Genomic DNA, 24,081 nt, shown 5'->3' on the forward strand with positions numbered 1-24,081 from the left:
CACGTCGGGGCGGTTGGTGGCGGCGATGAGGATGATGCCCTCATTGGCCTCGAAGCCGTCCATCTCGACGAGCAGCTGGTTCAGCGTCTGCTCGCGCTCGTCATTGCCGCCGCCGAGCCCGGCGCCGCGGTGACGACCCACAGCGTCGATCTCGTCGACGAAGATGATGCAGGGCGCGTTTTTCTTGGCCTGCTCGAACATGTCGCGCACGCGGCTCGCGCCGACGCCGACGAACATTTCGACGAAGTCCGAGCCCGAAATGGTGAAGAAGGGGACGTTCGCTTCGCCGGCGATGGCGCGGGCGAGAAGCGTCTTGCCGGTGCCGGGCGGGCCGACGAGCAGCACGCCGCGCGGAATGCGTCCGCCGAGACGCTGGAATTTCTGCGGATCACGCAGGAATTCGACGATCTCCTGGAGGTCTTCCTTGGCCTCGTCGACGCCGGCGACATCCTCGAAGGTCACGCGGCCCTGCGTTTCCGTCAGCAGCTTGGCCTTGGACTTGCCGAAGCCGAGCGCTCTACCGCCGGCGCCGCCCTGCATCTGGCGGGCGAGAAAAATCCACACGCCGAGAAAGGCGATGAGCGGCAGCGCATTGAGGAACAGCGTCATCCACCAGCCGCCGCCCTCGCTCGAGGGACGCGCGCTGATGGCGACATTTTTGGCGGTCAGCCGCTGCACCAGCGTCGGATCATTGGGCGCATAGGTGGTGAAGGAGCGGTTATCGGCGAAATGCCCACTGATCTCATTGCCGGCGATGGTCACGTCATGTACGCGGCCGAGCTCGATCTGCGCCAGCAATTCGCTGAAGTTGATGTCGCGTCCGGCCGAGCGCTGGTTGCGCTGATCGAACAGCATGGCCAGGGCGACGGCGAGCAGCGCGACGATCGCGAATATCATGAAGGGCTTGTAATTCAGTTTCATCGACGACCTCCGACGGACCGTCAGCCGCCGCGGGACGTCTTGCCCGCGTCGACGGCGCGTGTCGCTTTTATGACCTTACGCCAGCATCCGCCGGTCGCCAAATTAAATGCAGTCATGCGCCATGCGCGGCGCTCATGCGCAAAGACCATTAGCTCGGCCGTGCGGCGGCGCGGCGAGGAAAGCCCGCGGCCTCGCCCGAGACAAAAAGTCGCAAGCCCGCTCACCCCAGATATTTCGGCAATTCACGCTCGAATTCTGGAAAATAGAGCGAAATCACGCTCACGTCGAATTGCGGGAGGATCTGCTCCTTCGGCTCGCGGTCGAGCAGGAAGCGAAAGGCGGCGGTGAGACATTGCTCGGCGGTGGAAACGCCGCCGCCCAAGCGCTCGGCCAGTTCGCGCGACATGGTCACGCGATGGCGCGATTTGCTGCGCGCATCGCGCAGCACGACGTCGAAGGAGAGGGATTTGGGCGCGCCGTCGCGGCGCGCAATGTCGATCGCGATTGTCACGGAGCCTCCGCAAGATGTTTTTCTATATCCGCCGCGATCGCCTGCGGCTCGACGGTCGGCGCATAGCGCTTCTCGACGCGGCCCTGTCGATCGACGAGAAATTTGGTGAAATTCCATTTGATCGCCTGCGTGCCCAAAAGGCCGGGCGCCTGCGATTTCAGAAAACGATAGAGCGGATGGGCGTTCCCGCCATTCACCTCGATCTTGGCGAAGAGCGGAAAGGTGACGTCATAGCGCGTCGAGCAGAAGGCCCCGATGGCGGCTTCGTCGCCGGGCTCCTGATGGCCGAATTGATCGCAGGGAAAGCCGAGCACGGCGAAACCGCGGTCGCGATAGGCCCGCCACAGCGCCTCGAGCCCCTCATATTGCGGGGTGAAGCCGCATTTGCTGGCCACATTGACGATGAGCAGAACCTTCCCCGCCCAATCGGAAAGGCTCACGCTCTCGCCATCGAGGCGGCGCGCTTCGAATTCATAGACGCGATTCATGGTCGAGGCGACCTCTCGACGATGTCGCCTCGATCGGGGCGCGCGAGCTTCTCTGCGATCCGGCCGCCTCGGCGGCGGATCGGCGGAGCTGCTCGACCAATATGGCGCAGAGTCGCGATTTCGTCACGGCGCCCGCCGGCTTTGCCCACTACCGGGGGGCTAGGACGGACGCTTTTTCCTCACGCCTCGGCGAGCAGGGCCTGAATGTCGGGCTCCATCTGGCGCGGCGTGTTGGTCGCCTGGAAGCGCTTCACCACATTGCCCTTCCGGTCGATGAGGAATTTGGTGAAGTTCCACTTCACGTCTTCCGCCGGACCCGGGTCCTTCTCCTTCAGCAGCTTGTAGAGCGGATGCTGATTGTCGCCATTCACCTCGATCTTGCTGAACAGCGGGAAGGTCACGATGAAGCGGGTGGAGCAGAAGGTCTTGATCTCCTCGTCCGTTCCCGGCTCCTGATTGCTGAACTGATTGCAGGGGAAGCCGAGAATGACGAAACCCTTGTCGCGGTTCTCGTTCCAGATCGCCTCGAGGCCGTTGTATTGCAGCGTGAAGCCGCATCTGCTCGCCACATTGACGATCAGGATCACCTTGCCGGCGTAGTCGCCGATCTTGACGGTTTCGCCGTCGATCGTGCGCGCTTCGATATCATAGAGCTCGGACATGACTGAGAAGGTCTCCGTTCCTCGCGCGGCGCCCGAGAGCGCGCGGCGCGTTCTGGCGCGCAGAATGGCCGCGCGCGCTTTTTTGGGCAAGCCGGCAAACGCCTAAATTCGCGGCGCCTTCGCCTCATCAAGCGGCGTCGACATTCTCGTCCATCTCCTCGCCGAGCCCGTACTCCTTCATTTTGCGGTAGAGCGTCGAGCGGCCTATGCCCAGACGACGCGCAATCTCGGACATTTGGCCGCGATAATGGACGAGGGCGAATTTGATGACCTCGGCCTCGAGCTCCTCGAGACGGCGCATGTCGCCATGCGGTCCGAGCAGCGCCATCACATTGGGATCGCGAATCTCGACGCGCACGATCTCCCGCTCCGGCGCGGCTCCGGGCGCGGCCGGCGCCGGAACCGGCGGCACACGGGCGGAGAAACCCTCCACATGGGCGGCGATCTGCGGGAACTCATTGACCGTCAGCTCGTCGCCATCGGCCAGCACCACGGCGCGGAAGACCGCGTTCTCGAGCTGTCGGACATTGCCCGGCCAATCATAGCTCGCCAGCAGCGTCGTCGCCTCATGCGATATGCCGCGCAGGCGCTTGTTCTCCTCCGCAGCGAAGCGGATGGCGAAACGGCGCGCCAGATCGCCGATATCGTCGCGGCGCGCGCGCAGCGGCGGAATGGTGATGGGGAAGACATTGAGCCGGTAGAACAGATCCTCGCGGAACTGGCCACGCTTCACCTGCTCGATCAGATTTTGATTCGTCGCCGAAATGAGGCGAATGTCGACGCGCACCGGGCGCTTGGCGCCGACGGGGTCGATCTCCCCCTCCTGCAAGGCGCGCAGCAGCTTCACCTGCGTCTCGAGCGGCAATTCGCCGATCTCGTCCAGGAAGAGCGTGCCGCCATTGGCCTCGAGGAATTTGCCCGAGTGCTTCTCGGTCGCGCCGGTGAAGGCGCCCTTCTCATGGCCGAAGAGGATGGATTCGACGAGATTGGCCGGCAGCGCCCCGCAATTGACGGTGACGAAGGGCTTGCCGCGGCGATCCGAGCCGCCCTGAATGGCGCGCGCGACGATCTCCTTGCCGACGCCCGACTCGCCCTCGATCAGCACCGGAATATTGGAATGGGCGGCGCGCTCGCCGAGGCGAATGACGCGCGCCATCTCCTCGCTGCGCGAGACCAAATCGCGGAAAGTCAGCGCGCCGTCCCTGCGGCGATTGACGCGGCGCAGCTCCCCGGCGAGGGCGTCTGCCGACAGCGCATTCTTGATGGAGACCTGCAAGCGCTCGGCGCCGACCGGCTTCACGACGAAATCATGCGCGCCGGCGCGCATCGCCGAGATCACCGTCTCTATGGAGCCATTGGCGGTCTGCACGATGACGGGCACGTCGATCTTGAGGTCGCGCAGGCGCGTCAGCACGCCCATGCCGTCGAGATCGGGCATGACGAGATCGAGAATCAGCAGATCGACCGGCGTCGCGCCATTCTGCGTCAGCCGCGCCAGCGCCTGCTCGCCGCCATCGACAGTCTCCACCTCATAACCGAAGCGCCGCGCCGAAGCCTCGAGCAAACGGCGCTGAACCGGATCGTCGTCGGCGATCAGAATCGTAGAAGTCATTGATCCTCTTGAAATTTCTTAGGCCTGCGCGGCGTGGGCTCGGGCGGATCGCGCGGATCCGCGGCGTGCAATAGAGGACGTGGACGACGCCACCTTCCGGCCATGCTCGGAGATCAGGGTAAAGGCGTCGTTAACGTGAGCCTCGCCGTTGGGAGGAATCCGAACGCCGGGGACGAGAAAAGCTCCTGTGCGGCCAGCGTCTCGGCGGCCTGCGACTTGCATTTTTTCCGTCCCGTGCCCGATATTCGGCGAAGCGCCCGTCATCCTCAACTCCCGGTTCGAACCATGCCGCATCTTCACGCCCGCGTCCAAGCCCCTCTTCGCGACGCCGTCTCCGAGGCCGAGGCCGGCGGCCCCGGCCCCGCGCTCCCCGAATGGAATCTCGCCGATCTCTATGCCGCGCCCGATTCGCCGGCGCTGGCCGCCGACATTGCGGCGGCGGAGAAGGAGGCCTCGGCCTTCGCAGCCGAGCTTCGCGGCCGCCTGAGCGAGATGGCGAGCGGCGCGGCGGCGAGCGAGACGCTCGGCGAGGCCGTGCGGCGCTATGAGGCGCTACAGGACCTGTTGGGCCGAATCATGTCCTATGCGGGATTGGTCTACGCCGGCGACACCACCGATCCGGCGCGCGGCAAATTCTATGGCGACATTCAGGACAAGATCACCGAAATCTCCACGCAATTGCTGTTCTTCCAGCTCGAGCTGAACCGTATCGACGACGCTCTTCTCGACGCCGCCGCGGCGACGGCGCCGCTCGCGCATTGGAAACCCTGGCTCGAAGATATTCGGATGGAGAAGCCCTATGAGCTCTCCGACGAGCTGGAGCGTCTCTTCCACGAGAAATCCGCCACCGGCCGCGCCGCCTGGAACCGACTTTTCGACGAGACCATCGCCGCGCTGCGCTTTTCGATCGGCGGCAAGGAGCTGACGATCGAGCCTGCGCTCAATCTCATGCAGGATACGCGCGAGGAAGTGCGGCGCGAAGCCGCGCTCGCCGTCGGCGCGACGCTGAAAGCCAATCTGCGCACCTTCGCGCTCGTCACCAACACGCTCGCCAAGGACAAGGAGATCGGCGATCGTTGGCGCGGCTTCAAAGACGTCGCCGACTCGCGCCATCTCTCCAACAGAGTCGAGCCGGAGGTGGTGGACGCGCTGGTCACGAGCGTCACAGCCGCGCATCCGCGGCTCTCGCATCGCTACTACAAGCTCAAGGCCAAATGGTTCGGCAAGGAGGCGCTGGATTATTGGGATCGCAACGCGCCGCTGCCCTCCGTGCCTTCGCATAATTACAGCTGGGACGAGGCGCGCGACATCGTTCTCACCGCCTATAGCGGCTTCGCGCCGCAAATGGCGGAGATCGCCTCGCGCTTCTTCGACAAGAGTTGGATCGACGCGCCGGTGCGGCCGGGCAAGGCGCCGGGCGCCTTCGCGCATCCGACCGTGCCCTCCGTGCATCCTTATGTACTGGTCAATTTCCAAGGCAAGACGCGCGATGTGATGACGCTGGCCCATGAGCTCGGCCATGGCGTGCATCAGGTGCTGGCGTCGCGACAAGGCGCTCTGATGGCGCCGACGCCGCTGACGCTGGCCGAGACGGCCTCCGTCTTCGGCGAGATGCTGACCTTCCGCTCGCTATTGGCGCAAACGACCGACATCGAGAAGAAGCGCGCGCTGCTCGCCGCCAAAGTGGAGGACATGCTCAACACTGTCGTACGGCAGATCGCCTTCTATTCCTTCGAGCGCAAGGTCCACACCGAGCGCAAGAATGGCGAGCTGACCGCCGACAAGCTCTGCGAGCTGTGGATGAGCGTGCAGAGCGACAGTCTCGGCCCGGCCATTCGGCTCGGCGAAGGCTACGAATCCTTCTGGGCCTATATTCCGCATTTCGTGCATTCGCCCTTCTATGTCTACGCCTACGCCTTCGGCGATTGTCTCGTGAACTCGCTCTATGGCGTCTATCAAAAGGCGGAGACGGGTTTCGCCGAGCGCTATTTCGGCCTGCTCGAGGCGGGCGGCGCCAAGCCCTATAATGAGCTGCTCGCCCCCTTCGGCCTCGATGCGCGCGATCCCGCCTTTTGGGGAATAGGGCTCGAGATGATCGAGGGGCTCATCGCAGAGCTGGAGGCGATGGAGGGGTAGCGCGCCTGCGGGAGCTCTACTGCTGGCTGATCGGCGCCTTTTCTTCCGACGCGCTTCGATCTATCTTAGGCTCATGAGCGCCGCTATCACATTCGATACGCTGAAATTCGTCGAGAAACTCGAGTCCGGCGGCTTTTCGCACGCTCAAGCGAAAGCCGCGGCGGAGGCTTTCGCCGAGGCGACGAGCCAGGAGTTCACCACCAAAGCCGATTTGGCGGCTCTTCAGATGGAGCTGCGGGCCTCGGAGCAGAAGCTCGAAACAAAAATCGCGACCACGGCCGCCGATTTGAAGGTCGATATTCTCCGCTGGCTGATTGTGACCCAACTCGCCCTCGGCGGCTTCCTGTTCGCCGCGATGAAATTCACGCGCTGAAGGGCGAGCCCCCTCACTCCACATTCTGCCCTATCCGCCACAGCACCCCCGAAGGATCGACCAATGTGAAATCGCGCATGCGCCAAGGCTGGCGCTGCACCTCCGAGACCGCGACGCCATAGCGCGCGGCGATCCCGCTCTCGTCGACCTTCGCCTTCCAGGCGTCGACATCCTCGACGAGCAGATGCATCATTAGATTCTCGGCGAATTCCTTCACGTAGAAATTCTGCAGCAGGAAGCTCACATTCTCGTGATAAAAATAGGCGACGCCGTCGCCGTCCGAGGCGAGCGTGAAGCCCAAATCCCGATAGAAGCGCTTGGAAAGCTCGTAATCCTTCGCCGGGACGAAGGCCTTCAATTCGATCGTTCGCAAATTCGACATGAACGGCTCCCTAGAAACGGAACGTCGCTCATCATATCAGGAAAAGCGCATCAGCTCCCGTGATCCGGCCCGCCCCACAGCCAAGCCGCGCCGCGCACGCCGCCCGAGTCGCCGTGCACATTGCGCAATATGCGGGTGTCGATCGCATCCGAGAACGCCTGCTTCTCGACCAGATCGCGCAGGCCCTCATAGATAAAATCGATATTGGACACGCCGCCGCCGAGCACGATGACATCCGGATCGAGCAGATTGACGATTGCCGCCAGCGCGCGCGACAGGCGGTCGCGATAGACTTCCAGTGCATGGCGCGCCGCCGCCTCGCCCGCCGCGGCGCGGGCGGCGATCTCCTCGCCGCTCGCCTCGGCGCCGCTGCGCTGGCTGTAGTCGAAGGCGAGCGCCGGGCCGGAGAGAAAGGTCTCCACGCAGCCATGATGGCCGCAATAGCAGAGGCGCCCCGGAAATTCGGCCGGCGTCATCCAGGGCAGAGGCGTATGGCCCCATTCGCCCGCCACCTTGTTGACACCCTGCAGAACCTTGCCGTCCACGACGATGCCGCCGCCGACGCCCGTTCCCAATATCACGCCGAAAACGCTGCGCGCGCCTGCCCCGGCGCCGTCCACCGCCTCAGACAGGGCGAAGCAATTGGCGTCGTTCTCGAGCCGCACGGGACGCCCCAGCAGAGCCTCGAGATCCTTGTCCAGCGGCTTGCCGTTGAGCCCTGTGGTGTTGGAGTTCTTCACGAGGCCGGTGCGCGGCGAGATCACGCCCGGCGTGCCGACGCCGACGCTGCCGCGCCCACCGATCTCGCGTTCGAGCTCGAGCACGAGGCCGCCGATGGTCGCCAGAACGGCGGCGTAATCATGGGCGGGCGTCGGCGCGCGCCCCCGCGCCAGCGTCTCGCCCATGGGACCCATGGCGATCGCCTCTGTCTTGGTGCCGCCGAGATCGACGCCGATGCGGAAGGGTTCTCTCATCATCGCCCTTCGTTCATCTATGGCGGCGGCGCGATCGGGCAGCCCCCGCCCCTAGAGGTTTCGACGCGTTTCCCAACGCCGAAAATGCCCTATTGCAGATAGGCGCGATCCAAATCCACCGCGCCTTTCAGCGTCGCGGCCGCGCCTCGGTCGATCCGCACGGAATCGAGCGACAGGCCCTCGGCCGAGACTCCCTCGAAGCGCGCGCCGGTGAAATCCGCGCCGGCGGCGTCGACATCCTTCAGCGAGGCCTTGTCGAAGATCGCGCCCGGCGCCCGCGCATAGCGCATGTCGGCGCGCGAGAGATCGGCGCCGTCGAAATGCGCGCCGTCGAGCTTGGCGGAGCGCAGAACGGCGCGCATCAGCCCCATCGACTGGTTTTTCATATCCGCCGACATGTCCGCGCCGCGGAACAAGGCGCCGCGCAGATCGGCGCCCGTGAGATCGGCGGCGAGGCGGCTCTTGGAGAAATCCGCGCCCTCGGCGCGGGCGCGCTGCAGCTGCGTCGCGAAGACATGCGCGCCGCGCAGGCTGGCACCGGAGAGATCGGCCTCGAGCAGCCATGCCTGATCGAGAATGGCGCCGTCGAGTCTGGCCCCGGCGAGCCGCGCCTTCACCAGCCGCGCCGCGCGCAAATTGACGCCGGAGAGATCGAGGCCGGAGAGATCGAGCCCGTTGAGGCTGCGCATGGAGAGATCGAGCGTCTCGCCCGGCTTCGTCGCCGCGAGTCGCGCCTCTATGTCGGCGCGCGTGAACTCGGATTGCGAATAGGCGGGCTGGGCGAGATCGACATTGCGCAGCATGTCCTGCGCCGGCGCCTCCGCCGAAACGACGCAGAGCAGGAGCGAGGCTCCGAGAAGATGCGCGACTCTCATTCGGCCTGCGCCCGTTCCGTCGCGGCGGCGAGTTCCTTGGCCTGCGCCACCCAGCGGCCGCGCTCGGGACGGCCGGGAACCGCCAGCGTCGCGCCGATCCAGGCGACATTCTCGGAGGACCAGCCGGCGATCTGATCGAAATGATAGACGCCGAGTCCATGCAGCTTCTCGACGCTCTTGGGCCCGAGCCCCTTGATCTTGGTGAGATCGTCGGCGCGGCCGCCGCGCGGCTCGGAGAGACCTTCGGGCCGCTGGCCGGGCGCTTTTTTCTCGCTCTCCGCCGGGCGCGCGGCCACGCGCCGACGCGGCTCGGCGGCGGCAGGCGCGGCCGGCTTTGCCGCGACGATGGGCGCGGCGGCGAGCGGAGCGGCGACGGGAGCGGGAGCAAGAGAAGGAGAAGGAGAAGGAGAAGGAGAAGGAGAAGGAGAAGGAGAGGTCTTGTCCTCGACCAGCTCGGCGGCTCCGCGAAGCGCGACCTGAGGCGCTGTCTTTTTGGCGCCCGCCTCGGGCGCGGCGGTCCCGAACAGCAGCCTCACGCCGCCGCCGAAAGGCAGGCCGATCAGATAGGCCGTCGCGAGCAGCAGGCCCAATTCCAAGAGCAGGCCGTTGCGGCCCGGAATGGTCTGTAGATTGGCGACGAAAAAACCGGCGGCCAGAACAAAGGCCGAAGCGACGACGACGCCATGGCCGTCGAATGTCGCGCCTTTCACCTTCGTCGTGGTGAGGAAGCCGACGACGAGCCCCAGAGCGAGCGCGGCGGCGAGCCACTCGGTGGAGACGGCGAGCAGATAGAGCATGGGCGTTCTCCCCTCGAAAGCCCCGGATCACCGGATCGAGAATTCGATGCGACGGCCGTTCCCATCGGCCGCGGCGGCGCCGGAGGCGGAGAGTCGCGCCGCTTCGACGCCCGCCTCGATCAGATAGTTGCGCACGGCTTCGGCGCGACGCAGGCCGATGGCCTCGTCCTCCGCCTGCGAGACCGCGCCCGAAAAACGCCCGACGATATCGACCGCAGCGCCCGGGCTGCGCAGCAGCACGAAGGCGAGCGCGTCGATCACCGGCAAGGATGTCTCCGCGATCCGATTGTCCGCGCCGAAGGAGAGTCCTTTGGCCGCGGTCTCCGACAGAGCGGCGTAGAGCCGCGTCGGCGGAATCTCGTCTGTCGTCGTCGCGAGGCCGAGCCGCGCGGCGTTCTCATAGCCTTCCGGCAACTCGCGGGAGAGCCGGGCGCGAATGTCGAATTGCGCCTTGACGTTATAGGCCGCGCCCTCGAACGCCAGACTGCGGTCGGAGAGCGCCGCGACGCCGATGTCGAGCCGCGACAATGCGCGCAGAGCGGCGCTCGCCGCCTCGGCGAATCCCTTCGGCGCGCCGTCGGCTATGGCGAGTCCGTCGTCCACCGCGCCGAAATCGCGCTCGGCCTGCTGGACGATCCGGGCGCGGGCGGCGGCGTCCGGCGCATAGCCGGCGAGCGAGAGCTTGTCCTCCTGCTTGCGCGCGGTGAAGACGAAAGGCGAGATCGCCCCCGCGGCCACCGACACTTCGCCGAGGCGAAAGCTCTTGGGCAAAGCGGAGCGCAGGCTCGCCTCCACGGCCGGAGCGGCGATATTGGTCTTGCCGGCGCCTTCGATGGAGACGACGCCATCGCTTATCGAAGCCTTGCCGCTCGCGAGCTGGTCGAGCGCGCGCAGCGCGGCGCTCGCCGCCACGGCGAAATCGCCGGGGGCGCCGCCGGCGACGCGCGTCTGATCGCTCGCCGCGCCGAGCCCGGCGGCCTCGGCGACGAGAGTCTCGCGCGTCTTTTCGCTCGGCGCATAGCCGAAGAGCGAAACCGCCTCTCCCGATTTGGCGGCGCTCCAGACGAAGGGGGAGACGCGCGGCGGCGCGATCTCCGCCGCCTTCACCGAAACGCCTTCCGGCGGCTCTCTCAGCGCGGCCGCGGCGCGGTCATAGCCGTCGAAGCTGGCGGCCGAGCCGGTCACCGCGAGGGCGGCGTCGCTGACCAACACTCTGCCGTCGCCGATCGCATCGAGCAGCGCGACGCAATAGGAGGCGAGGGCGGCGTAATTTTTCGGCGCGCCCAGCGCCGAGACCGAGGAATCGGAAAGCTCGAGCCCCTTGCCGGCGGCGGCGGCGCGAACCGGCGCGCGCTCGCCCGGAACCGGCGCATTGCCGGAGAGCGCGAGCGTCTTGCCCTTGCGCTCGAGCGAGAAGGCGAAAGGCTGCGCCGAAGGCGGCGGCGTCGTGGCGTCGGAGACGGCGCGCACGCCCTCCTGCAATTCGACGGTTCGGACGGCCTGCGCGACGGCGGCAGGCGAGAGGACGACGCCCGACAGCCTCACGTCGCGTCCGTCCACGGCGACGCGCGCGCCTTCGATCGCGCCGGGGGATTTGTCGAGCGCCGCGCGGACGCGATCACCCAGATCCTTTTCGATCTTCTCGACGTCGGACGTCGCGACGATCGTGAACAAAATGGCCAGCACGGGCAGGCCGACCCACCATTTCCTAGGCTGGATCATGGCTTCCGTCGCTCCCTGGGGCGAGAATCATTACGTAACGGGCACAGTTCTACCAGTCGAGCGGCCGCAGACCAACTCGAGGGAAGCGCGTTGCCGCGCCGCAGGAGGCCGATTCAGCCTTTTTTTCTGGGTGGCTGCTCGCCCGGCCGAGGCGGCGGCGCGGGGTAGAGATCGATCGCCCGATCGAGCGTCCAGAAGCAATCCAGCGCGCCGGAGGGACGCACGCACCACAGCGACCCGTCGCGCTGATCGACGTCAACCTTTTGATCGCGCATCAGCTGCACGCAGTGGCCGGACTGCAGCCTGCCGCGGAAAAAGGCGGGGTCGTCCTTGGCCGCCTTGTCCGAGGCCGGACGAAAGGCGCGCTTGATGTCGGCTTGATCGCGACAGGCGAGCACGGAGCCGCGCGCGGCGGCCGCCTGCGCCTCGGACGCGGGTCCGAAGACGGCGAGGAAGAGGGACGCGATGACCGCGCAGCGAGCGTACATGCCGCGAATCTAACGCATTGGCTCGGGCATTTCCAGCCATGTTCGCGCTTCGCGAGCGCCCATCGGCCGCGGATTTTTACGATTTGGCCGGGCCCATTCGCCGTTCGATCTCGGTTTTCAGCCTTTTCCACAGATCGATCGCGCGCGGCTTGCCCCATGCGTAGAATTCGAGCGTGCGCGGACGCGCCCAATCATAGAGCGCGAGGCTCCATTCGCGCAGCAGTCGGCCGGTCGCCACAATGAAATCGACGCCCTTGTCGAACCAGGGCAGGAATTGGCTGTCCGCCGGAATCTTGGCCCGCGCCCAGGCGACGGCGTCCCGCGCGATCTGCGAGATCGCGCGCCAGAGCTGGCTCCAGGGCTCGTCCACCGGCGTGCTCGTCACCTTGTCGCGATAGCGCGCGAAGTCTCCCGCGAGCGTCGCCTTGGCGCGGCGCTCGTCATCGAGAAGGCGCTGCAGATCGGCGGCGCGTTTTTCGGCCTCCTGCGCCTTGCGCGCGTCGCCCTCGGCCTTTTGCGCATTGCGCTTCGCCTCGAGCTGGGCGTCGTCGATCTCATGCGTCGATTCGTCGACCTGGAACGCCATCGCCTCATATTTGGAGAGCACGTCGTCGCGCTGCTCGATGACGCTGCGCAAAAGCGAGACGAGCGCGTCGCGCCCGAGCTTGTCGTAATCCTCGCCGGCGGATGGGGTCGCGGCCGCCACGGCGGCGCTTCGAATGCGATTGTCGGACAGTTCGGCCTCCATCGACTTTCCGCGCCGCGGCCTATGCGCGGCGCTTCGCCGATGCGGTTACATAAGGAGGCCCCGCCCGCCGTCCACCCGCGCCGACAAAAGGCCTCGACAATCGCCTCATGGCGCGCGCAGGAACAGGCCCAGGGTCAAGAGCGCGCCGATGACGATCACGACGATGCGCAGCCATTTGTCGGGAATGTGATGCAGCAGGCGCGCGCCGACGACGCCGCCGATCGTCGCGCCGAGCGAGGTGACGAGCGCCTGGGCGAGATGCAGATCCGGCGAGAACAGGAAAATGGCCACGGCGGAGGCGTTCATCACGGCGGCGAGCACATTTTTCGTCGCCGCGGCGATGCGCACATTCTGCCCGGCCATGGTCAGCGCCGCCACCATCAGAAAGCCGATGCCGCCGCCGAAATAGCCGCCATAGACCGAGATGAGAAATTGCGACGCCATGGCGCCCCTCGGCGAAAGATGCGCATTCGCCTCGCCGGGTTTGCGCAGAAAGCTGCCATAGGCGAACACCGCGGTCGCGAACAGCACCAGCCAGGGCACCAGCCTGGCGAAGAAGGCGGGCGGCGTCAGCAGCAATATGACCGCGCCCACCGCCCCGCCGACGATGCTGATGATGAACAGCGTGCGCAGAGACAGGCCCGCGGCGCCGCGCGACAGATCGCGCCCCGTCCAGCCGGTGGCGATCTGCGCGGGAAACAGAGCGACGCAGGATGTGACATTGGCGGCGCGCGCGTCCATGCCGGTGAGCATGAGCGTCGGCAGAGTGAGAAAGGAGCCGCCGCCGGCCAGCGCATTTTGCGCGCCCGCCCACATTGCGACGAAAAAGAGCAGAATCAGCAGCATGGCCGGCGGCGCCTCTCGAGCTTCCCAAATCCGATATTTCAGCTCGGGCTCTGGAAGGCAAGCCATAGCTCGCTCTACCCGCGCCTCACCCCGGCGGCGGCAAGGTCAGTCCGGCCGCAAAAGCGCGCACCAGCCGCTCGAGTTCGGCCTCCAATATCGCCTCCGGCATAGGCGCGAGCTTCTCCTCGAGGCCGAGCGAGACGACCCCATGCACGGCGGAAAACAAAGTGCGGGCGAGCAGAGCGCGCGAGGACGCCGGCTCGTCCGGCAGCAGACGCGCCAGCGGCGCCTCGACCAGGGCGAAGAGCCGGCTCTGATCCTCGAGATACCAGGCCGGCGCGGCGCGGCCGCCGGCGAGCCGGTGCTCGAACAACGCCCGCCACAGCGCCTTATTGGCGCGGGCGAAGGAGAGATAGCCGCACGCAAGGCGCAGCAGCTCTTCCGCCGGCTCGGGCGCCGGGCCGGGCGGCGCGGCGAGGCCTTGCTCCAGACGCGCGAGCGTATCCGCGCCGATGCGCAGGATCAGATCGTCGAGATCGTCGAACACATTGTAGATCGCGCCCACGGCGCAGCCCGCGGCGGCGGCGAGATCGCGCGCCTTCAAATTCTGCAACCCACCCTCGGCTATGGCCGCGCGGCCCGCCGCCACCAGCCGCGCGCGCAGATCGGCGCGGCGCGCGGAGGTCTTGGCGCCGGGGCGCTCCGCAGAGTCGGATCCGGTTTTTTGAACGTCGTTCATTTTTCTCTTGAGCGCTGTTCAGATCGTGCTATGGTCGCGCCTGAACGATGTTCATAACAGGAGGCCGCGAATGTTCAAGCCGCCTTTTCGATGACAGCGAGCGCGCTCGCGCCCCGCCCCCGACCCCGCTCTGCGGGAGAGGGGGCGGGAGGGGCCGTCCGAGCCCCAGAATCTCATCGCCGCGGGCCGCGCCCGCAGCGTAGTATGTGCGGGCGCGCAACGCCTGCCGACCAACCCATCCTTAAACAGAATCGGCGAAACAGAGCGTTCTCGCCGCGCGCCGACGGAATTTGCCCATGTCCGATCATCTGCTCCTCACCAAACGTTTCGCGCCTTTGTTCTGGTGCCAGTTCTTCGCCGCCTTCAACGACAATTTCCTGAAGAATGCGCTCGTTCTGCTCATTCTGTTCAAAATCGGCGGGCATGAGGGCGAGTCGCTCGTCACGCTGGCCGGCGCCATTTTCATCGCGCCCTATTTCGTGCTCTCGGCGCTCGGCGGACAGATCGCCGACAAATACGACAAGGCGCTGGTCGCGCGTCGCCTCAAATTCGTCGAGATGGGCGCGGCCCTGATCGCCGTCGCCGGCTTCGCGCTCTCTTCCGTTCCCGTGCTCTTCGCCGCGCTGTTCTCCTTCGGCGTGCTCGGCGCGCTGTTCGGCCCGGTGAAATACGGCATTCTTCCCGATCATCTGCGCCAGGAGGAACTGCCGGCCGGCAATGCGCTGGTGGAAGGCGCGACCTTCCTCGCCATTCTCACCGGCACCATCGCCGGCGGCCTCGCCATGCATGGCGGCGGCGAGCCGCTCATCACCACCATCGGCGTGATGGCCGCGGCCGCCGCGGCCTGGGGCGCCGCGCGGCTCATTCCCTCGACTGAGCGCGCCGCGCCCGATCTTCGCATCGATCCCAATATTCTGCGCTCCACCGCCGTGCTGCTGCGCGAATTGTGGAAGGACAAGCGGCTGTGGCGCGTCGGCGTGGTGACGAGCCTGTTCTGGCTCGTCGGCGTCATCGCAATGTCGCTGCTGGCGCCGCTGGTGACGCATGTGATGCATGGCTCGGAGCTGGTCGTCACTCTGTTCCTCGCCGTCTTCGCCATCGCCATTGCGGTCGGCTCGGGCCTCGCCTCCTTCCTGCTGGCGCGACGCATCGTGCTGCTGCCGGCGGCGATCGGCGCGGCGATCATCGCCGGCGCCTCGCTCGATCTCGGCTGGACTCTCGCGACGCTCGCGCCGCGGGAGGCGACGACGCCGCTCGAGATCGCCGAATTCTTCGAGCTCTCCGGCGCTTGGCGCGTGACCATCGATCTCGCTTGTCTCGCCATCGCCGGCGGGCTGATGATCGTGCCGAGCTTCGCCGCGCTGCAGGCCTTTGCGCCGGCGCAAGAGCGCTCGCGCATCATCGCCGCGGTGAATGTGCTCAACGCCGCCTTCATGGCCGGCGGCGCTTTCGCCGTCGCGTTGCTGCAGAGCAAAGGCGTCTCCGTGCCGGATCTCTTCCTCGGCATGGGCGTCCTCATGGCGCTGGCCGCGATATGGATCTACAAAGCGGTCGTCGTCTCCCCTTTTCGTGACGCCCTGTCGATCATCTTCCGCGCTTTCTATCGGCTCGAGGTGAAAGGCTTCGGCAATTTCGCCAGGGCGGGCAAGAATCCGATCATCGCGCTCAATCATGTGAGCTTCCTCGACGCCGCGGCGATCCTCTGCGTGCTGCCGGTCGACCCCGTCTTCGCCATCGACTCGACGATCGCGACGAAATGGTGGGTGCGGCCCTTCCTGCGCTATGTGCGCGCCATTCCGCTCGATCCGACGCGCCCGCTCGGCACGCGCACTCTGGTCAATGCGGTTCGCAACGGCGATCCTCTTGTCATCTTCCCGGAGGGACGCCTCACCGTCACCGGCAGCCTGATGAAGGTCTATGACGGCGCCGGACTCATCGCGGAAAAATCGGGCGCCTGGGTCGTGCCGGTGCGCATCGAGGGACCGGAAGCGACGATGTTCTCGCGTTTGACCCGCGAGCAGGCGCGCCGCCGCTTCTTTCCCAAATTCACGCTCACCGTGCTGGAGCCGACGCGGCTCGAGGTCGATCCCGCATTGCGCGGCAAGGCGCGGCGCATCGCCTCCGGCGCGGCGCTCTATGAGATCATGTCCGATCTCGTCTTCCGCACCAGCCCCATCGACCGCACGCTGCATCAGGCGCTCGTCGACGCGGCGCGCGAGCACGGCGCCGGCCGCGTCGCGATAGAGGACCCGATCGCCGGCGCGCTCACCTATAAGCGCATCATGATCGGCGCCCATGCGCTGGGCCGCAAGCTGCAACGCATCTCGCAGACGGGCGAGGCGCTCGGCGTCATGCTGCCCAACTCCAACGCCGCCGGCGTCACTGTCTTCGCCGTCGTCGGCGCCGGGCGCGTCGCGGCCATGGTGAATTTCACCGCCGGCGCGGCGAACATCGCCTCGGGACTCAAATCCGCGCAGGCGACGACGCTGCTGACCTCGCGCGCCTTTGTGGAAAAGGGCAAGCTCGACGCGCTGATCGCCGCGCTCGATAAGGAGTTCCGCATCGTCTATCTCGAGGATGTGCGCGGCGAGATCACGCGCGCCGACAAGCTCTCCGCTTTGCTGCGCCACAAGCGCCCGCTGGAGAAGCGCAGCCCCGACGATCCGGCGGCCATTCTCTTCACGTCAGGCTCTGAAGGCGCGCCGAAGGGCGTCGTGCTCTCGCACAAGAATCTGCTCGCCAACGCCGCCCAGGCCGCCGCGCGCATCGACTTCGGCCGCACCGACAAATTGTTCAGCGTGCTGCCGGTGTTCCATTGCTTCGGCCTCAATGTCGGCTTCATCCTGCCGATCGTCTCCGGCGTGCCGGTCTATTTCTACCCCTCGCCGCTGCACTATAAGATCGTGCCGGAGCTGGTCTACAACGCCAACGCCACAGTGCTGCTCGGCACCGACACATTCCTCAACGGCTATGCGCGCGTCGCGCATTCTTACGACTTCCGCTCGCTGCGCTATGTCATCGCCGGCGCCGAGCCGGTGAAGCAGGGAACGCGCGAGGTCTATCTCGAGAAATTCGGCATTCGCATTCTCGAGGGCTATGGCGTCACCGAAACGGCGCCGGCGCTGGCGCTCAACACGCCCATGTTCAACCGCTTCGGCAGCGTCGGCCGTCTGCTGCCGGGCATGGAGCTGCGCCTCGAGACTGTTCCCGGCGTCGCCGAGGGCGGCCGTCTCTTCGTGCGCGGCCCCAATGTGATGCTCGGCTATCTTTTGGCGGACAATCCTGGCGTGCTCGCGCCGCCGGCGCAAGGCTGGCACGACACGGGCGACATCGTCACCGTCGATGCGCAGGGCTATATTAAAATTCAGGGCCGCGCCAAGCGCTTCGCCAAGATCGGCGGCGAGATGATCTCGCTCGCCGCCGTGGAGACGCTCGCCGCGGAGCTGTGGCCCAACTCGCTGTCGGCGGCGGCGCGCGAGCTCGATCCGCGCAAGGGCGAGCGCATCGTGCTGGTGACGCAGCAAAAGGACGCGACGCGTCCCGAGTTCCTCGCCTTCGCCAAATCGAAAGGCGCGTCGGAGCTCATGGTTCCGGCGGAATTCATGATCGTCGACAAATTGCCGCTGCTCGGCTCCGGCAAGCTCGATTTCGCAGGCGTCGCCACAATGGTGCGCGACCGCAACCGCTATGTTCTGCCCAGCCCACGCATTCCGAACGGCCTCGGCCGCATCGTCGGCGATGCGCCGGCGCAGAACGCCTGAGACGAGAGGTCGTAACGCAATGGACTATCGCAAATTGGGCCGCACTGATCTCAGCGTGTCGGCGATCATGCTCGGCACGATGACATGGGGCCAGCAGAACACCGAGGCCGAGGGACATGCGCAGCTCGACTATGCGCTCGATCGCGGCGTCAATTTCATCGACACGGCGGAAATCTATTCCATCCCGCCGCGCGCCGAGACGCAGGGCTCGACCGAGCGCATCATCGGCTCCTGGCTCGCGGCGCGAAAGAACCGCGACAAAGTGATATTGGCGACGAAAGTCTCGGGCCGCAGCGAGAGCCCCTATCTGCGTCCCGACGCCGAGGGAACCAGGCTCGATCGCAAGAACATAGAATATGCGATCGACGGATCGCTGAAGCGCCTGCAGACGGATTATGTCGATCTCTATCAGCTGCATTGGCCGGATCGCCCGCTGCCGCTGTTCGGCGCCGGCGGGACCATTTATCGCGCGCCGCCGAAGGTCGACGAAATTCCCATAGAGGAAACGCTGGAGGCGCTCGCCGATCTGGTGAAGGCGGGCAAGATTCGCCATATCGCGCTCTCCAATGAGACGAGCTGGGGCGTCGCGCGCTTTCTGAGCGCGGCGGAGAAGGGCCATGGGCCGCGCGTCGTCTCGATCCAGAACGCCTACAACCTCATCAATCGCACTTTCGAGATCGGCCTCGCCGAATTCGCGACGCGCGAGCATGTCGGCCTGCTCGCCTATTCGCCGCTGGCGCAGGGCTATCTCACCGGCAAATATCAAAATGGCGCGCGTCCCGCCGGCGCGCGCACGACGCTGTTCGAGCGCGGCCAGCGCTATGAGAAGCCCGGCGTCACGCAGGCGATCGACGCCTATCTCGCGCTGGCGAAGGAGATCGGCGTCTCGCCGGCGAAGCTCGCCCTCGCCTTCGTCACCTCGCGTCCCTTCGTGACCTCCAACATCATCGGCGCGACGACGATGGCGCAATTGCAGGAGGATCTGGATTCGGTCGAGGTGACGATCACGCCGGAAATCGAAGCGCGCATCGACGAGATTCATCAGCTGCACAGCAATCCCGCGCCGTGAGGCGCAAGAGGAAAGCGGGCCATGGATGTGAGACTGCGGCTGGCGCCGCTCGAGGAAAAGCGAGAGATCGCCGCTCTGCTGCGGCGCTATCTCATCGAGCTCGGCCCTTGGGGCTATGACGAGCCCGACAATTATCCTTTTCTCGATTCCTACTGGCGCGAGCCGCGTCGCTCTCCTTATGTGATCGAAGCCGATGGCGCCGCCGCCGGCTTCACCCTCGTCAACGCCATCTCCATCTCCGGCTACCCGGTCGAAGCTTCCATAGCGGAATTCTACGTGCTGCCGCATCTGCGCCGCGGCGGCTGCGGCGGCGCGGCGGCGATGCAGGCGTTTCACACGCGCGTCGGCTGGTGGGAGCTGTCCTTCCATCGCGACAACGCCGCCGCCCGCGCCTTCTGGCCGAAGACCGCCGAACGCGCCGGCGGCAAGCGCATTCAGTTTTTCGATGTCGGCGAGAGCCGCATATTGCGCTTTCGCATGACGAAATGATTCGGCGCGCCGATCACTTCACCGGAATGAGCAGATCGGTGATCAGCCCTTCGGGCGGCGCGTCATAGGGCGTGTTGCGATAGATCTCGAGCGCGGGGCGATCGTCCGGCTCATGACCGCTCGTCGGCAGCCACTCGCCATAGAGCTTCTGAAAGGCCGCGCCGATCCCGCTGTAGGGGCCGACATGCCGATAGGAGGCGTAGCGCCCGCCGACGATATCGGCGATCGTCACCTCGCCCGAGGCGGCGACGCCATCTGGAAAGGCCAGGCCGGCGCAATAGCGAAAGCCGCAATCTTCTTCCGGGTCGCCATAGCAGACGCCGATGGGATAGAGCGCTCGCCCGGCGAGCCCCGCCTGCATATGCCAGCGCCACAGGCCCGCCCATGTCTCCGGTATCGACGCCACCGGCCCCTTGTGCTCGAGAAGATGCGCGCGGATCGGCGCCAGCTCGACGATCTCGACATTCATGGCTGCGTCCTTTCTCGTGACGACGACGGGGGAAGGCAGAGTGAAATCGGCGGCGGCGCGATGCGTCGCGCGAAATTGCGTAGGGCTCACGGCGACAAAGCCGCGAAAGGCGCGCGCGAAGCTCTGCGCATTCTCATAGCCCGCCTCCAATGCGATATCGGTGACGCTGCGCGCGCTCATCGCCAGCGCGCGCGCGGCGAGGGTGAGACGGGCGCGGCGAATCGTGTCGGCGAGGCTTTCGCCCTGCATGGCGCGATAGATGCGATGAAAATGAAAGGGCGAAAAATTGGCGAGCGCCGCCCAATCCTCCAGCGAGCGCGCTCGCGCGGGATCGCGAAAAATCGCCTCGGTGACGCGCGCGATGCGCCGCGCATAATCATTGCGTGTGGTCTGCTTCATGGATTTCACGAATAAACGAGCGGCGCGCCGCACGCATTGCAGAGATTGCTGATTTTCATTCTATGGGCGAAAATCCATACGGCCGTCGAATTAACGCATTTGTCGCGATGATCGCGTCTCGGGCCGGGACGAGCGAGAAGGATTTTGAACATGCGTCTCATCGGAATGCTGGATTCGCCCTATGTCAGACGCGTCGCCGTATCGCTGCGAGCCTATGGTCTGCCTTTCATCCATGAGCCCGTGTCGGTGTTTCGCGATTTCGATGCTTTTTCGCAGATCAACCCGGTCGTCAAAGCGCCGACCTTCGTCACCGACGAGGGCGTCGCTCTGCTCGATTCGACTCTGATCCTCGATTATCTGGAGCGCCTCGTCCCCGCCGAGCGGAGGCTCACGCCAGAGCGGCCGGAGCATTTCTCGCGCGCGCAACGAATCATCGGGCTGGCGCTGGCGGCGAATGAGAAGACCGTGCAGCTCGTCTATGAATCGCTCCGCCCGCCGGAGAAGCGGCACGACGCCTGGATCGCGCGCGTCGACGGCCAGCTGCGGGCCGCCTACCACCTGCTGGAAAAAGAGGTCGCCGAGGCCAAGGAGAGCTTTCTCTTCGGCGCGCGCCCGCTGCAGCCGGATATAACGACGGCCGTCGCCTGGCGCTTCTCGCGCTTCGCGCTCGCCGATCGCCTCGACCCCGCCGATTATCCGGCGCTCGCGAATTTTTCCCTACGCGCGGAGGCGCTGCCGGAATTCATCGCCGCGGATTTCGACTGACGCCCCTCGCCGACAGAATGCGAGGCTGAAGGCTCGCGGTCCAAAGCCCATCGGACCCGCGCGCCTTTCGGCGAGGATCAGCGCCGCAGCTTCCCCAGCAGCCAGTCGAGCGCCTCGGGGAACACCAGCTCCTGCGCCGCGGCGATCTCCTCGGCGCTCCACCATTTCCAGCCGAGCACGTCGCTGCGCTCTATCTCCGTGAAGCCGCTGGTGTCGGGAGTGAACTCGCCCGTGCGAATAGCGTAGAAACGCTCGTCGGCCTGGAACCAATCCTCGCCGAGCTGCATCGGAAACTCGCGCGAGAAGACGATGTCGCCGATCTCGACGCCGGTGAGCCCGGTCTCCTCCGCGAGCTCGCGGCGGGCGGCGGCGTCGAAGGTCTCGCCGGGCTCCAAGGCGCCGCCGATCGAGCCCCAGAAATGCGAATGTCCCTGCGCCACGAACACCGGCGACAGGCGTGTCGAATAGCGGAACAGAAGAACGCGATTCTGCACGTCCAGAGGCAGCAGCCGCGCGGCCGGACGGCGCTCCAGCTTGCGCCCGTCATAGGGCATGACGACGCGCTCGCGCGCGCCCTCCTCCGCCCAGCGCTCGAGCTTCCAGCGTCCGTTCTCATAGAGGAACCAATTGGGCGCGGCGTGCAGCACCGGCGGATCGCGCTTCTCGGAGAGACCGAGACCGGTCGCGAGGCGATAGCCAATGTCCAGCACGCCGGCATGGGCGACGACGAGCACCGTCTCGCCCGGATGCCGCGCCGCTATGGCGCTCAGCTCATCGCCGACGCGCGCGGCGAAAGCGGAGAGCGTCTCGCCGCCCGGAATGAGAAAATCCGCCTGTCGCTGGCGGTGCTTGGCGTGCTCGCTCGGAAAGGCGCGGTCGACATCGTCGAAGGTCATGCCGTGCCAGTCGCCGTCGTCCTTCTCGCGCAGCGCGACGCTCGTCTCTATGGGCAGGCCGAGCCGGCGCGCCAGCGGCGTGACGGTCTGCATGGCGCGTTTCAGATCGCTGCTGTAGATGCGGTCGAAATGCGTCGAGCCGAGCTCGCGCGCCAGCGCCTCCGCCTGCGCCATTCCGCGGACATTCAAGGGGATGTTCAGCTGCCCTTGAACACGCCTCTCGAGATTCCAATTGGTTTCGCCGTGCCGGGCGAGACAGATGCGCGTGCGCGCCATGAAGATTCTCCGGGATAGCCGCACGTCCTAACGACGAAATGTCGATCCGTCCAGCGGGACTGTGCGCCGCACAAAGGGACGCCGCCGCCGGCTTCATGCGCCACGCCCACGCCGGCGCGGATGCGCCCGCAGACGCGCCATCATCATAGTATTCTACTGAATTTATGCCCGGCTCGCCGGACGGGCGATTTCTCTCCGCCACGCGCGGGATCGCACCTCGGCGTTTTCCTTCTTGCGCGATTGTCGATATATCTATTCTATTCGCATCGTCGGCTCGGGGCCTCGGCGGGCTCGCGTCGCGCCGTCCGCCGCGCCCTCGTCCCGCTCGGCGAGGCGAAGGCAAGACAGCCGATGGAGTTTGCCGAGTTGACCGAGGCGAGGCTCGCGCTCCATGCGGCGCGCATGGGAGAGATTGCGAACCGATGCTGTCCAACAAAGCGAAATACGGGCTCAAGGCGTTGATCCATCTCGCCGGCGCCGAAGGGCAGTGCCTCGCCGGCGATATGGCGGCGCAGAACAATATTCCCCGCAAATTCCTCGACGCGATCCTGCTGGAATTGCGCAACGCCGGCATTCTCAACAGCAAGAAGGGCAAGGGCGGCGGCTATCACCTCGCCCGTCCCGCCGACAAGATCACCGTCGGCCAGATCATCCGCATTCTCGACGGGCCGCTCGCGCCCATCGCCTGCGCCAGCCGCACCGCCTATCAGCGCTGCAACGACTGCCCGGACGAGGACGCCTGCGCGATCCGCGATCTGATGCTCGACGTGCGCGACGCCATGGCGCTGATCCTCGATCGCACCAGCATCGCCTCGCTACGCGGCAGGGGCGGCCGTTCGGCGCAAATCCTGCGCTGACGTCACCGCTTCCAGAGGTCGTGCAGCACATGCGGAGGCCCGCGCCCGCCGCCGAGCGCGAGCGTATCGGCGGCGCCGAGCGCCCGCGCCAAAAAATCCTTGGCGGCGCGGATCGCCGGGACGAGTTCAGCGCCCTGCGCCAAATGCGCGGCTATGGCGGCGGAGAGCGCGCAGCCCGTGCCGTGCAGATTTCGCGTCGGCGCGCGCGCGCCGTGGAATTCCTGCACGCTCTCGCCCTCGACGAGAATGTCGAGCGGCTCGCCCGGAAGATGGCCGCCCTTCATCAGCACGGCGCGCGCCCCGCGGGCGAGAAGCGCGCGACCCTGCTCGACCATTTCTCCCGGAGCGGACGCCGCGGGCGCGCCCAGAAGGGCGGCCGCCTCGGGAAGATTGGGGGTCACGAGCGCCGCGAGCGGAAAGAGCCGCGCGATCGCCGTCTCGATCGAGCCGGTGGAAGAAAGGGAATCCCCGCTGGTGGCGACCAGCACGGGATCGAAGACGATGCGCCGCGCCCCGGCGCGGGCGAGGGAATCCGCCGCCGCCCGAGCGATCGCAGGCTCGGCCAACATGCCGATCTTGATCGCATCCACCTCTATATCGGCGAAGATCGCGTCGATCTGCGCGGCGACGACCGCGGGCGGAACCGGATGAACGAGGCTCACTCCTTTCGTATTCTGCGCGGTGAGCGCCGTGATCGCGGCCATTCCGTAGCAGCGCAGCGCCGAGAACGTCTTGAGATCGCCCTGCACGCCGGCGCCGCCGCTCGGATCTGAGCCGGCGATCGACAAAAGCTTGGGAATATGGGCGGCCATGAGCGCCTCCCGCT

General features: G+C 66.2%; 24 protein-coding genes. 7 read left to right on the forward strand and 17 right to left on the reverse strand.

Annotated features, from left to right (window positions below; all coding sequences use genetic code 11):
- From FMZ75_RS10340 to FMZ75_RS10360, 5 genes are all read right to left on the reverse strand, one after another.
- Window positions 1–921: ATP-dependent metallopeptidase FtsH/Yme1/Tma family protein (locus tag FMZ75_RS10340; RefSeq protein ID WP_166142640.1), on the reverse strand; the 921-nt coding region annotated here is incomplete at its 3' end.
- Window positions 922–1,141: 220 nt separating this feature from the next.
- Window positions 1,142–1,432, reverse strand: coding sequence for a hypothetical protein (locus FMZ75_RS10345; RefSeq protein ID WP_142864751.1), 291 nt, complete (start codon window positions 1,430–1,432; stop codon window positions 1,142–1,144).
- Complete coding sequence (locus tag FMZ75_RS10350; RefSeq protein ID WP_142864750.1) at window positions 1,429–1,920, reverse strand: glutathione peroxidase; 492 nt, start codon at window positions 1,918–1,920, stop codon at window positions 1,429–1,431. Before FMZ75_RS10350 ends, FMZ75_RS10345 begins: the two co-directional genes overlap by 4 nt.
- 179 nt (window positions 1,921–2,099) lie before the next feature.
- A complete protein-coding gene (locus FMZ75_RS10355) occupies window positions 2,100–2,582 on the reverse strand; it encodes a glutathione peroxidase (RefSeq protein ID WP_108918271.1) in 483 nt (160 codons plus the stop codon).
- A 127-nt stretch (window positions 2,583–2,709) separates the two neighbouring features.
- Window positions 2,710–4,194 carry a sigma-54 dependent transcriptional regulator gene (locus FMZ75_RS10360; protein ID WP_166142642.1) on the reverse strand — a complete coding sequence of 495 codons (1,485 nt, stop codon included), beginning with the start codon at window positions 4,192–4,194 and terminating at the stop codon, window positions 2,710–2,712.
- Between the two features lie 285 nt (window positions 4,195–4,479).
- Between FMZ75_RS10360 and FMZ75_RS10365 the strand changes: the two genes are divergently transcribed.
- Entirely contained in the window at window positions 4,480–6,330 is a 1,851-nt protein-coding gene (locus tag FMZ75_RS10365; protein WP_166142644.1) for a M3 family oligoendopeptidase, read from the forward strand.
- A 73-nt stretch (window positions 6,331–6,403) separates the two neighbouring features.
- Window positions 6,404–6,703, forward strand: coding sequence for a DUF1640 domain-containing protein (locus FMZ75_RS10370; RefSeq protein WP_142864747.1), 300 nt, complete (start codon window positions 6,404–6,406; stop codon window positions 6,701–6,703).
- 13 nt (window positions 6,704–6,716) lie between these two features.
- Here FMZ75_RS10370 and FMZ75_RS10375 read toward each other — a convergent pair whose 3' ends face one another.
- The 9 genes from FMZ75_RS10375 to FMZ75_RS10415 all read right to left on the reverse strand — a co-directional run bounded on the left by FMZ75_RS10375 (window position 6,717) and on the right by FMZ75_RS10415 (window position 14,274).
- Entirely contained in the window at window positions 6,717–7,085 is a 369-nt protein-coding gene (locus FMZ75_RS10375; RefSeq protein WP_166142646.1) for a VOC family protein, read from the reverse strand.
- Between the two features lie 50 nt (window positions 7,086–7,135).
- Window positions 7,136–8,062: an ROK family protein gene (locus tag FMZ75_RS10380; RefSeq protein ID WP_166142648.1), complete on the reverse strand. Its 927-nt coding sequence runs from the start codon at window positions 8,060–8,062 to the stop codon at window positions 7,136–7,138.
- A gap of 86 nt (window positions 8,063–8,148) precedes the next feature.
- The gene (locus FMZ75_RS10385; RefSeq protein ID WP_166142650.1) at window positions 8,149–8,934 is read right to left on the reverse strand and encodes a pentapeptide repeat-containing protein; all 786 of its coding nucleotides are present in this window, start codon (window positions 8,932–8,934) and stop codon (window positions 8,149–8,151) included.
- Window positions 8,931–9,731, reverse strand: a complete 801-nt coding sequence (locus tag FMZ75_RS10390; RefSeq protein ID WP_166142652.1) for a hypothetical protein — start codon at window positions 9,729–9,731, stop codon at window positions 8,931–8,933. The genes FMZ75_RS10385 and FMZ75_RS10390 overlap by 4 nt, the downstream gene beginning before the upstream one ends.
- A gap of 27 nt (window positions 9,732–9,758) precedes the next feature.
- Entirely contained in the window at window positions 9,759–11,453 is a 1,695-nt protein-coding gene (locus tag FMZ75_RS10395) for a BON domain-containing protein (RefSeq protein WP_166142654.1), read from the reverse strand.
- Between the two features lie 113 nt (window positions 11,454–11,566).
- Window positions 11,567–11,941 (reverse strand): hypothetical protein, encoded by a 375-nt coding sequence (locus FMZ75_RS10400; RefSeq protein ID WP_142864074.1) that lies wholly within the window; start codon window positions 11,939–11,941, stop codon window positions 11,567–11,569.
- Between the two features lie 76 nt (window positions 11,942–12,017).
- Window positions 12,018–12,689 carry a hypothetical protein gene (locus FMZ75_RS10405; protein WP_246659961.1) on the reverse strand — a complete coding sequence of 224 codons (672 nt, stop codon included), beginning with the start codon at window positions 12,687–12,689 and terminating at the stop codon, window positions 12,018–12,020.
- Between the two features lie 105 nt (window positions 12,690–12,794).
- Window positions 12,795–13,535, reverse strand: coding sequence for a sulfite exporter TauE/SafE family protein (locus tag FMZ75_RS10410; RefSeq protein ID WP_142864081.1), 741 nt, complete (start codon window positions 13,533–13,535; stop codon window positions 12,795–12,797).
- 85 nt (window positions 13,536–13,620) lie between these two features.
- A complete protein-coding gene (locus FMZ75_RS10415; protein WP_185966564.1) occupies window positions 13,621–14,274 on the reverse strand; it encodes a TetR/AcrR family transcriptional regulator in 654 nt (217 codons plus the stop codon).
- Window positions 14,275–14,570: 296 nt separating this feature from the next.
- Between FMZ75_RS10415 and FMZ75_RS10420 the strand changes: the two genes are divergently transcribed.
- From FMZ75_RS10420 to FMZ75_RS10430, 3 genes are read left to right on the forward strand one after another with little or no spacing between them, the layout of a single operon-like run.
- Window positions 14,571–18,035, forward strand: a complete 3,465-nt coding sequence (locus FMZ75_RS10420; protein WP_166142656.1) for an acyl-[ACP]--phospholipid O-acyltransferase — start codon at window positions 14,571–14,573, stop codon at window positions 18,033–18,035.
- A 19-nt stretch (window positions 18,036–18,054) separates the two neighbouring features.
- Complete coding sequence (locus FMZ75_RS10425; RefSeq protein WP_166142658.1) at window positions 18,055–19,104, forward strand: NADP(H)-dependent aldo-keto reductase; 1,050 nt, start codon at window positions 18,055–18,057, stop codon at window positions 19,102–19,104.
- Window positions 19,105–19,125: 21 nt separating this feature from the next.
- Window positions 19,126–19,593, forward strand: coding sequence for a GNAT family N-acetyltransferase (locus FMZ75_RS10430; protein WP_108918260.1), 468 nt, complete (start codon window positions 19,126–19,128; stop codon window positions 19,591–19,593).
- 13 nt (window positions 19,594–19,606) lie between these two features.
- On the opposite strand, the gene FMZ75_RS10435 is transcribed toward FMZ75_RS10430, so the two are convergent.
- Window positions 19,607–20,461, reverse strand: a complete 855-nt coding sequence (locus FMZ75_RS10435; protein WP_108918259.1) for a GyrI-like domain-containing protein — start codon at window positions 20,459–20,461, stop codon at window positions 19,607–19,609.
- Between the two features lie 150 nt (window positions 20,462–20,611).
- Between FMZ75_RS10435 and FMZ75_RS10440 the strand changes: the two genes are divergently transcribed.
- On the forward strand, window positions 20,612–21,226 hold the full coding sequence (locus tag FMZ75_RS10440; protein WP_142864079.1) for a glutathione S-transferase family protein: 615 nt from the start codon (window positions 20,612–20,614) through the stop codon (window positions 21,224–21,226).
- 77 nt (window positions 21,227–21,303) lie between these two features.
- Here the strand turns inward: FMZ75_RS10440 and FMZ75_RS10445 are convergent, their stop codons facing one another.
- Window positions 21,304–22,398, reverse strand: coding sequence for a histidine phosphatase family protein (locus tag FMZ75_RS10445; protein ID WP_166142660.1), 1,095 nt, complete (start codon window positions 22,396–22,398; stop codon window positions 21,304–21,306).
- Between the two features lie 422 nt (window positions 22,399–22,820).
- Between FMZ75_RS10445 and FMZ75_RS10450 the strand changes: the two genes are divergently transcribed.
- Entirely contained in the window at window positions 22,821–23,255 is a 435-nt protein-coding gene (locus tag FMZ75_RS10450) for an Rrf2 family transcriptional regulator (RefSeq protein WP_108918256.1), read from the forward strand.
- 2 nt (window positions 23,256–23,257) lie between these two features.
- On the opposite strand, the gene thiD is transcribed toward FMZ75_RS10450, so the two are convergent.
- Window positions 23,258–24,067 carry a bifunctional hydroxymethylpyrimidine kinase/phosphomethylpyrimidine kinase gene (gene thiD / locus FMZ75_RS10455; protein WP_166142662.1) on the reverse strand — a complete coding sequence of 270 codons (810 nt, stop codon included), beginning with the start codon at window positions 24,065–24,067 and terminating at the stop codon, window positions 23,258–23,260.
- Between the last annotated feature and the right edge of the window lie 14 nt (window positions 24,068–24,081).

The sequence above is a fragment of the Methylosinus sp. RM1 genome, from assembly GCF_011378635.1.
GTDB classification, from domain to species: Bacteria; Pseudomonadota; Alphaproteobacteria; order Rhizobiales; family Beijerinckiaceae; genus Methylosinus; species Methylosinus sporium.

Excerpts from the sequence above, each read along its gene's own strand:
- FMZ75_RS10370 (WP_142864747.1), top strand. The coding sequence starts at position 6,404 with ATGAGCGCCGCTATCACATTCGATACGCTGAAATTCGTCGAGAAACTC.
- FMZ75_RS10420 (WP_166142656.1), top strand. The coding sequence starts at position 14,571 with ATGTCCGATCATCTGCTCCTCACCAAACGTTTCGCGCCTTTGTTCTGG.
- FMZ75_RS10380 (WP_166142648.1), bottom strand. The coding sequence starts at position 8,062 with ATGATGAGAGAACCCTTCCGCATCGGCGTCGATCTCGGCGGCACCAAG.
- FMZ75_RS10400 (WP_142864074.1), bottom strand. The coding sequence starts at position 11,941 with ATGTACGCTCGCTGCGCGGTCATCGCGTCCCTCTTCCTCGCCGTCTTC.
- FMZ75_RS10415 (WP_185966564.1), bottom strand. The coding sequence starts at position 14,274 with ATGAACGACGTTCAAAAAACCGGATCCGACTCTGCGGAGCGCCCCGGC.
- FMZ75_RS10390 (WP_166142652.1), bottom strand. The coding sequence starts at position 9,731 with ATGCTCTATCTGCTCGCCGTCTCCACCGAGTGGCTCGCCGCCGCGCTC.
- FMZ75_RS10350 (WP_142864750.1), bottom strand. The coding sequence starts at position 1,920 with ATGAATCGCGTCTATGAATTCGAAGCGCGCCGCCTCGATGGCGAGAGC.
- FMZ75_RS10385 (WP_166142650.1), bottom strand. The coding sequence starts at position 8,934 with ATGAGAGTCGCGCATCTTCTCGGAGCCTCGCTCCTGCTCTGCGTCGTT.
- FMZ75_RS10445 (WP_166142660.1), bottom strand. The coding sequence starts at position 22,398 with ATGGCGCGCACGCGCATCTGTCTCGCCCGGCACGGCGAAACCAATTGG.
- FMZ75_RS10440 (WP_142864079.1), top strand. The coding sequence starts at position 20,612 with ATGCGTCTCATCGGAATGCTGGATTCGCCCTATGTCAGACGCGTCGCC.
- FMZ75_RS10435 (WP_108918259.1), bottom strand. The coding sequence starts at position 20,461 with ATGAAGCAGACCACACGCAATGATTATGCGCGGCGCATCGCGCGCGTC.
- FMZ75_RS10395 (WP_166142654.1), bottom strand. The coding sequence starts at position 11,453 with ATGATCCAGCCTAGGAAATGGTGGGTCGGCCTGCCCGTGCTGGCCATT.
- FMZ75_RS10375 (WP_166142646.1), bottom strand. The coding sequence starts at position 7,085 with ATGTCGAATTTGCGAACGATCGAATTGAAGGCCTTCGTCCCGGCGAAG.
- FMZ75_RS10425 (WP_166142658.1), top strand. The coding sequence starts at position 18,055 with ATGGACTATCGCAAATTGGGCCGCACTGATCTCAGCGTGTCGGCGATC.
- thiD (WP_166142662.1), bottom strand. The coding sequence starts at position 24,067 with ATGGCCGCCCATATTCCCAAGCTTTTGTCGATCGCCGGCTCAGATCCG.
- FMZ75_RS10430 (WP_108918260.1), top strand. The coding sequence starts at position 19,126 with ATGGATGTGAGACTGCGGCTGGCGCCGCTCGAGGAAAAGCGAGAGATC.
- FMZ75_RS10410 (WP_142864081.1), bottom strand. The coding sequence starts at position 13,535 with ATGCTGCTGATTCTGCTCTTTTTCGTCGCAATGTGGGCGGGCGCGCAA.
- FMZ75_RS10450 (WP_108918256.1), top strand. The coding sequence starts at position 22,821 with ATGCTGTCCAACAAAGCGAAATACGGGCTCAAGGCGTTGATCCATCTC.
- FMZ75_RS10365 (WP_166142644.1), top strand. The coding sequence starts at position 4,480 with ATGCCGCATCTTCACGCCCGCGTCCAAGCCCCTCTTCGCGACGCCGTC.
- FMZ75_RS10360 (WP_166142642.1), bottom strand. The coding sequence starts at position 4,194 with ATGACTTCTACGATTCTGATCGCCGACGACGATCCGGTTCAGCGCCGT.
- FMZ75_RS10405 (WP_246659961.1), bottom strand. The coding sequence starts at position 12,689 with ATGGAGGCCGAACTGTCCGACAATCGCATTCGAAGCGCCGCCGTGGCG.
- FMZ75_RS10355 (WP_108918271.1), bottom strand. The coding sequence starts at position 2,582 with ATGTCCGAGCTCTATGATATCGAAGCGCGCACGATCGACGGCGAAACC.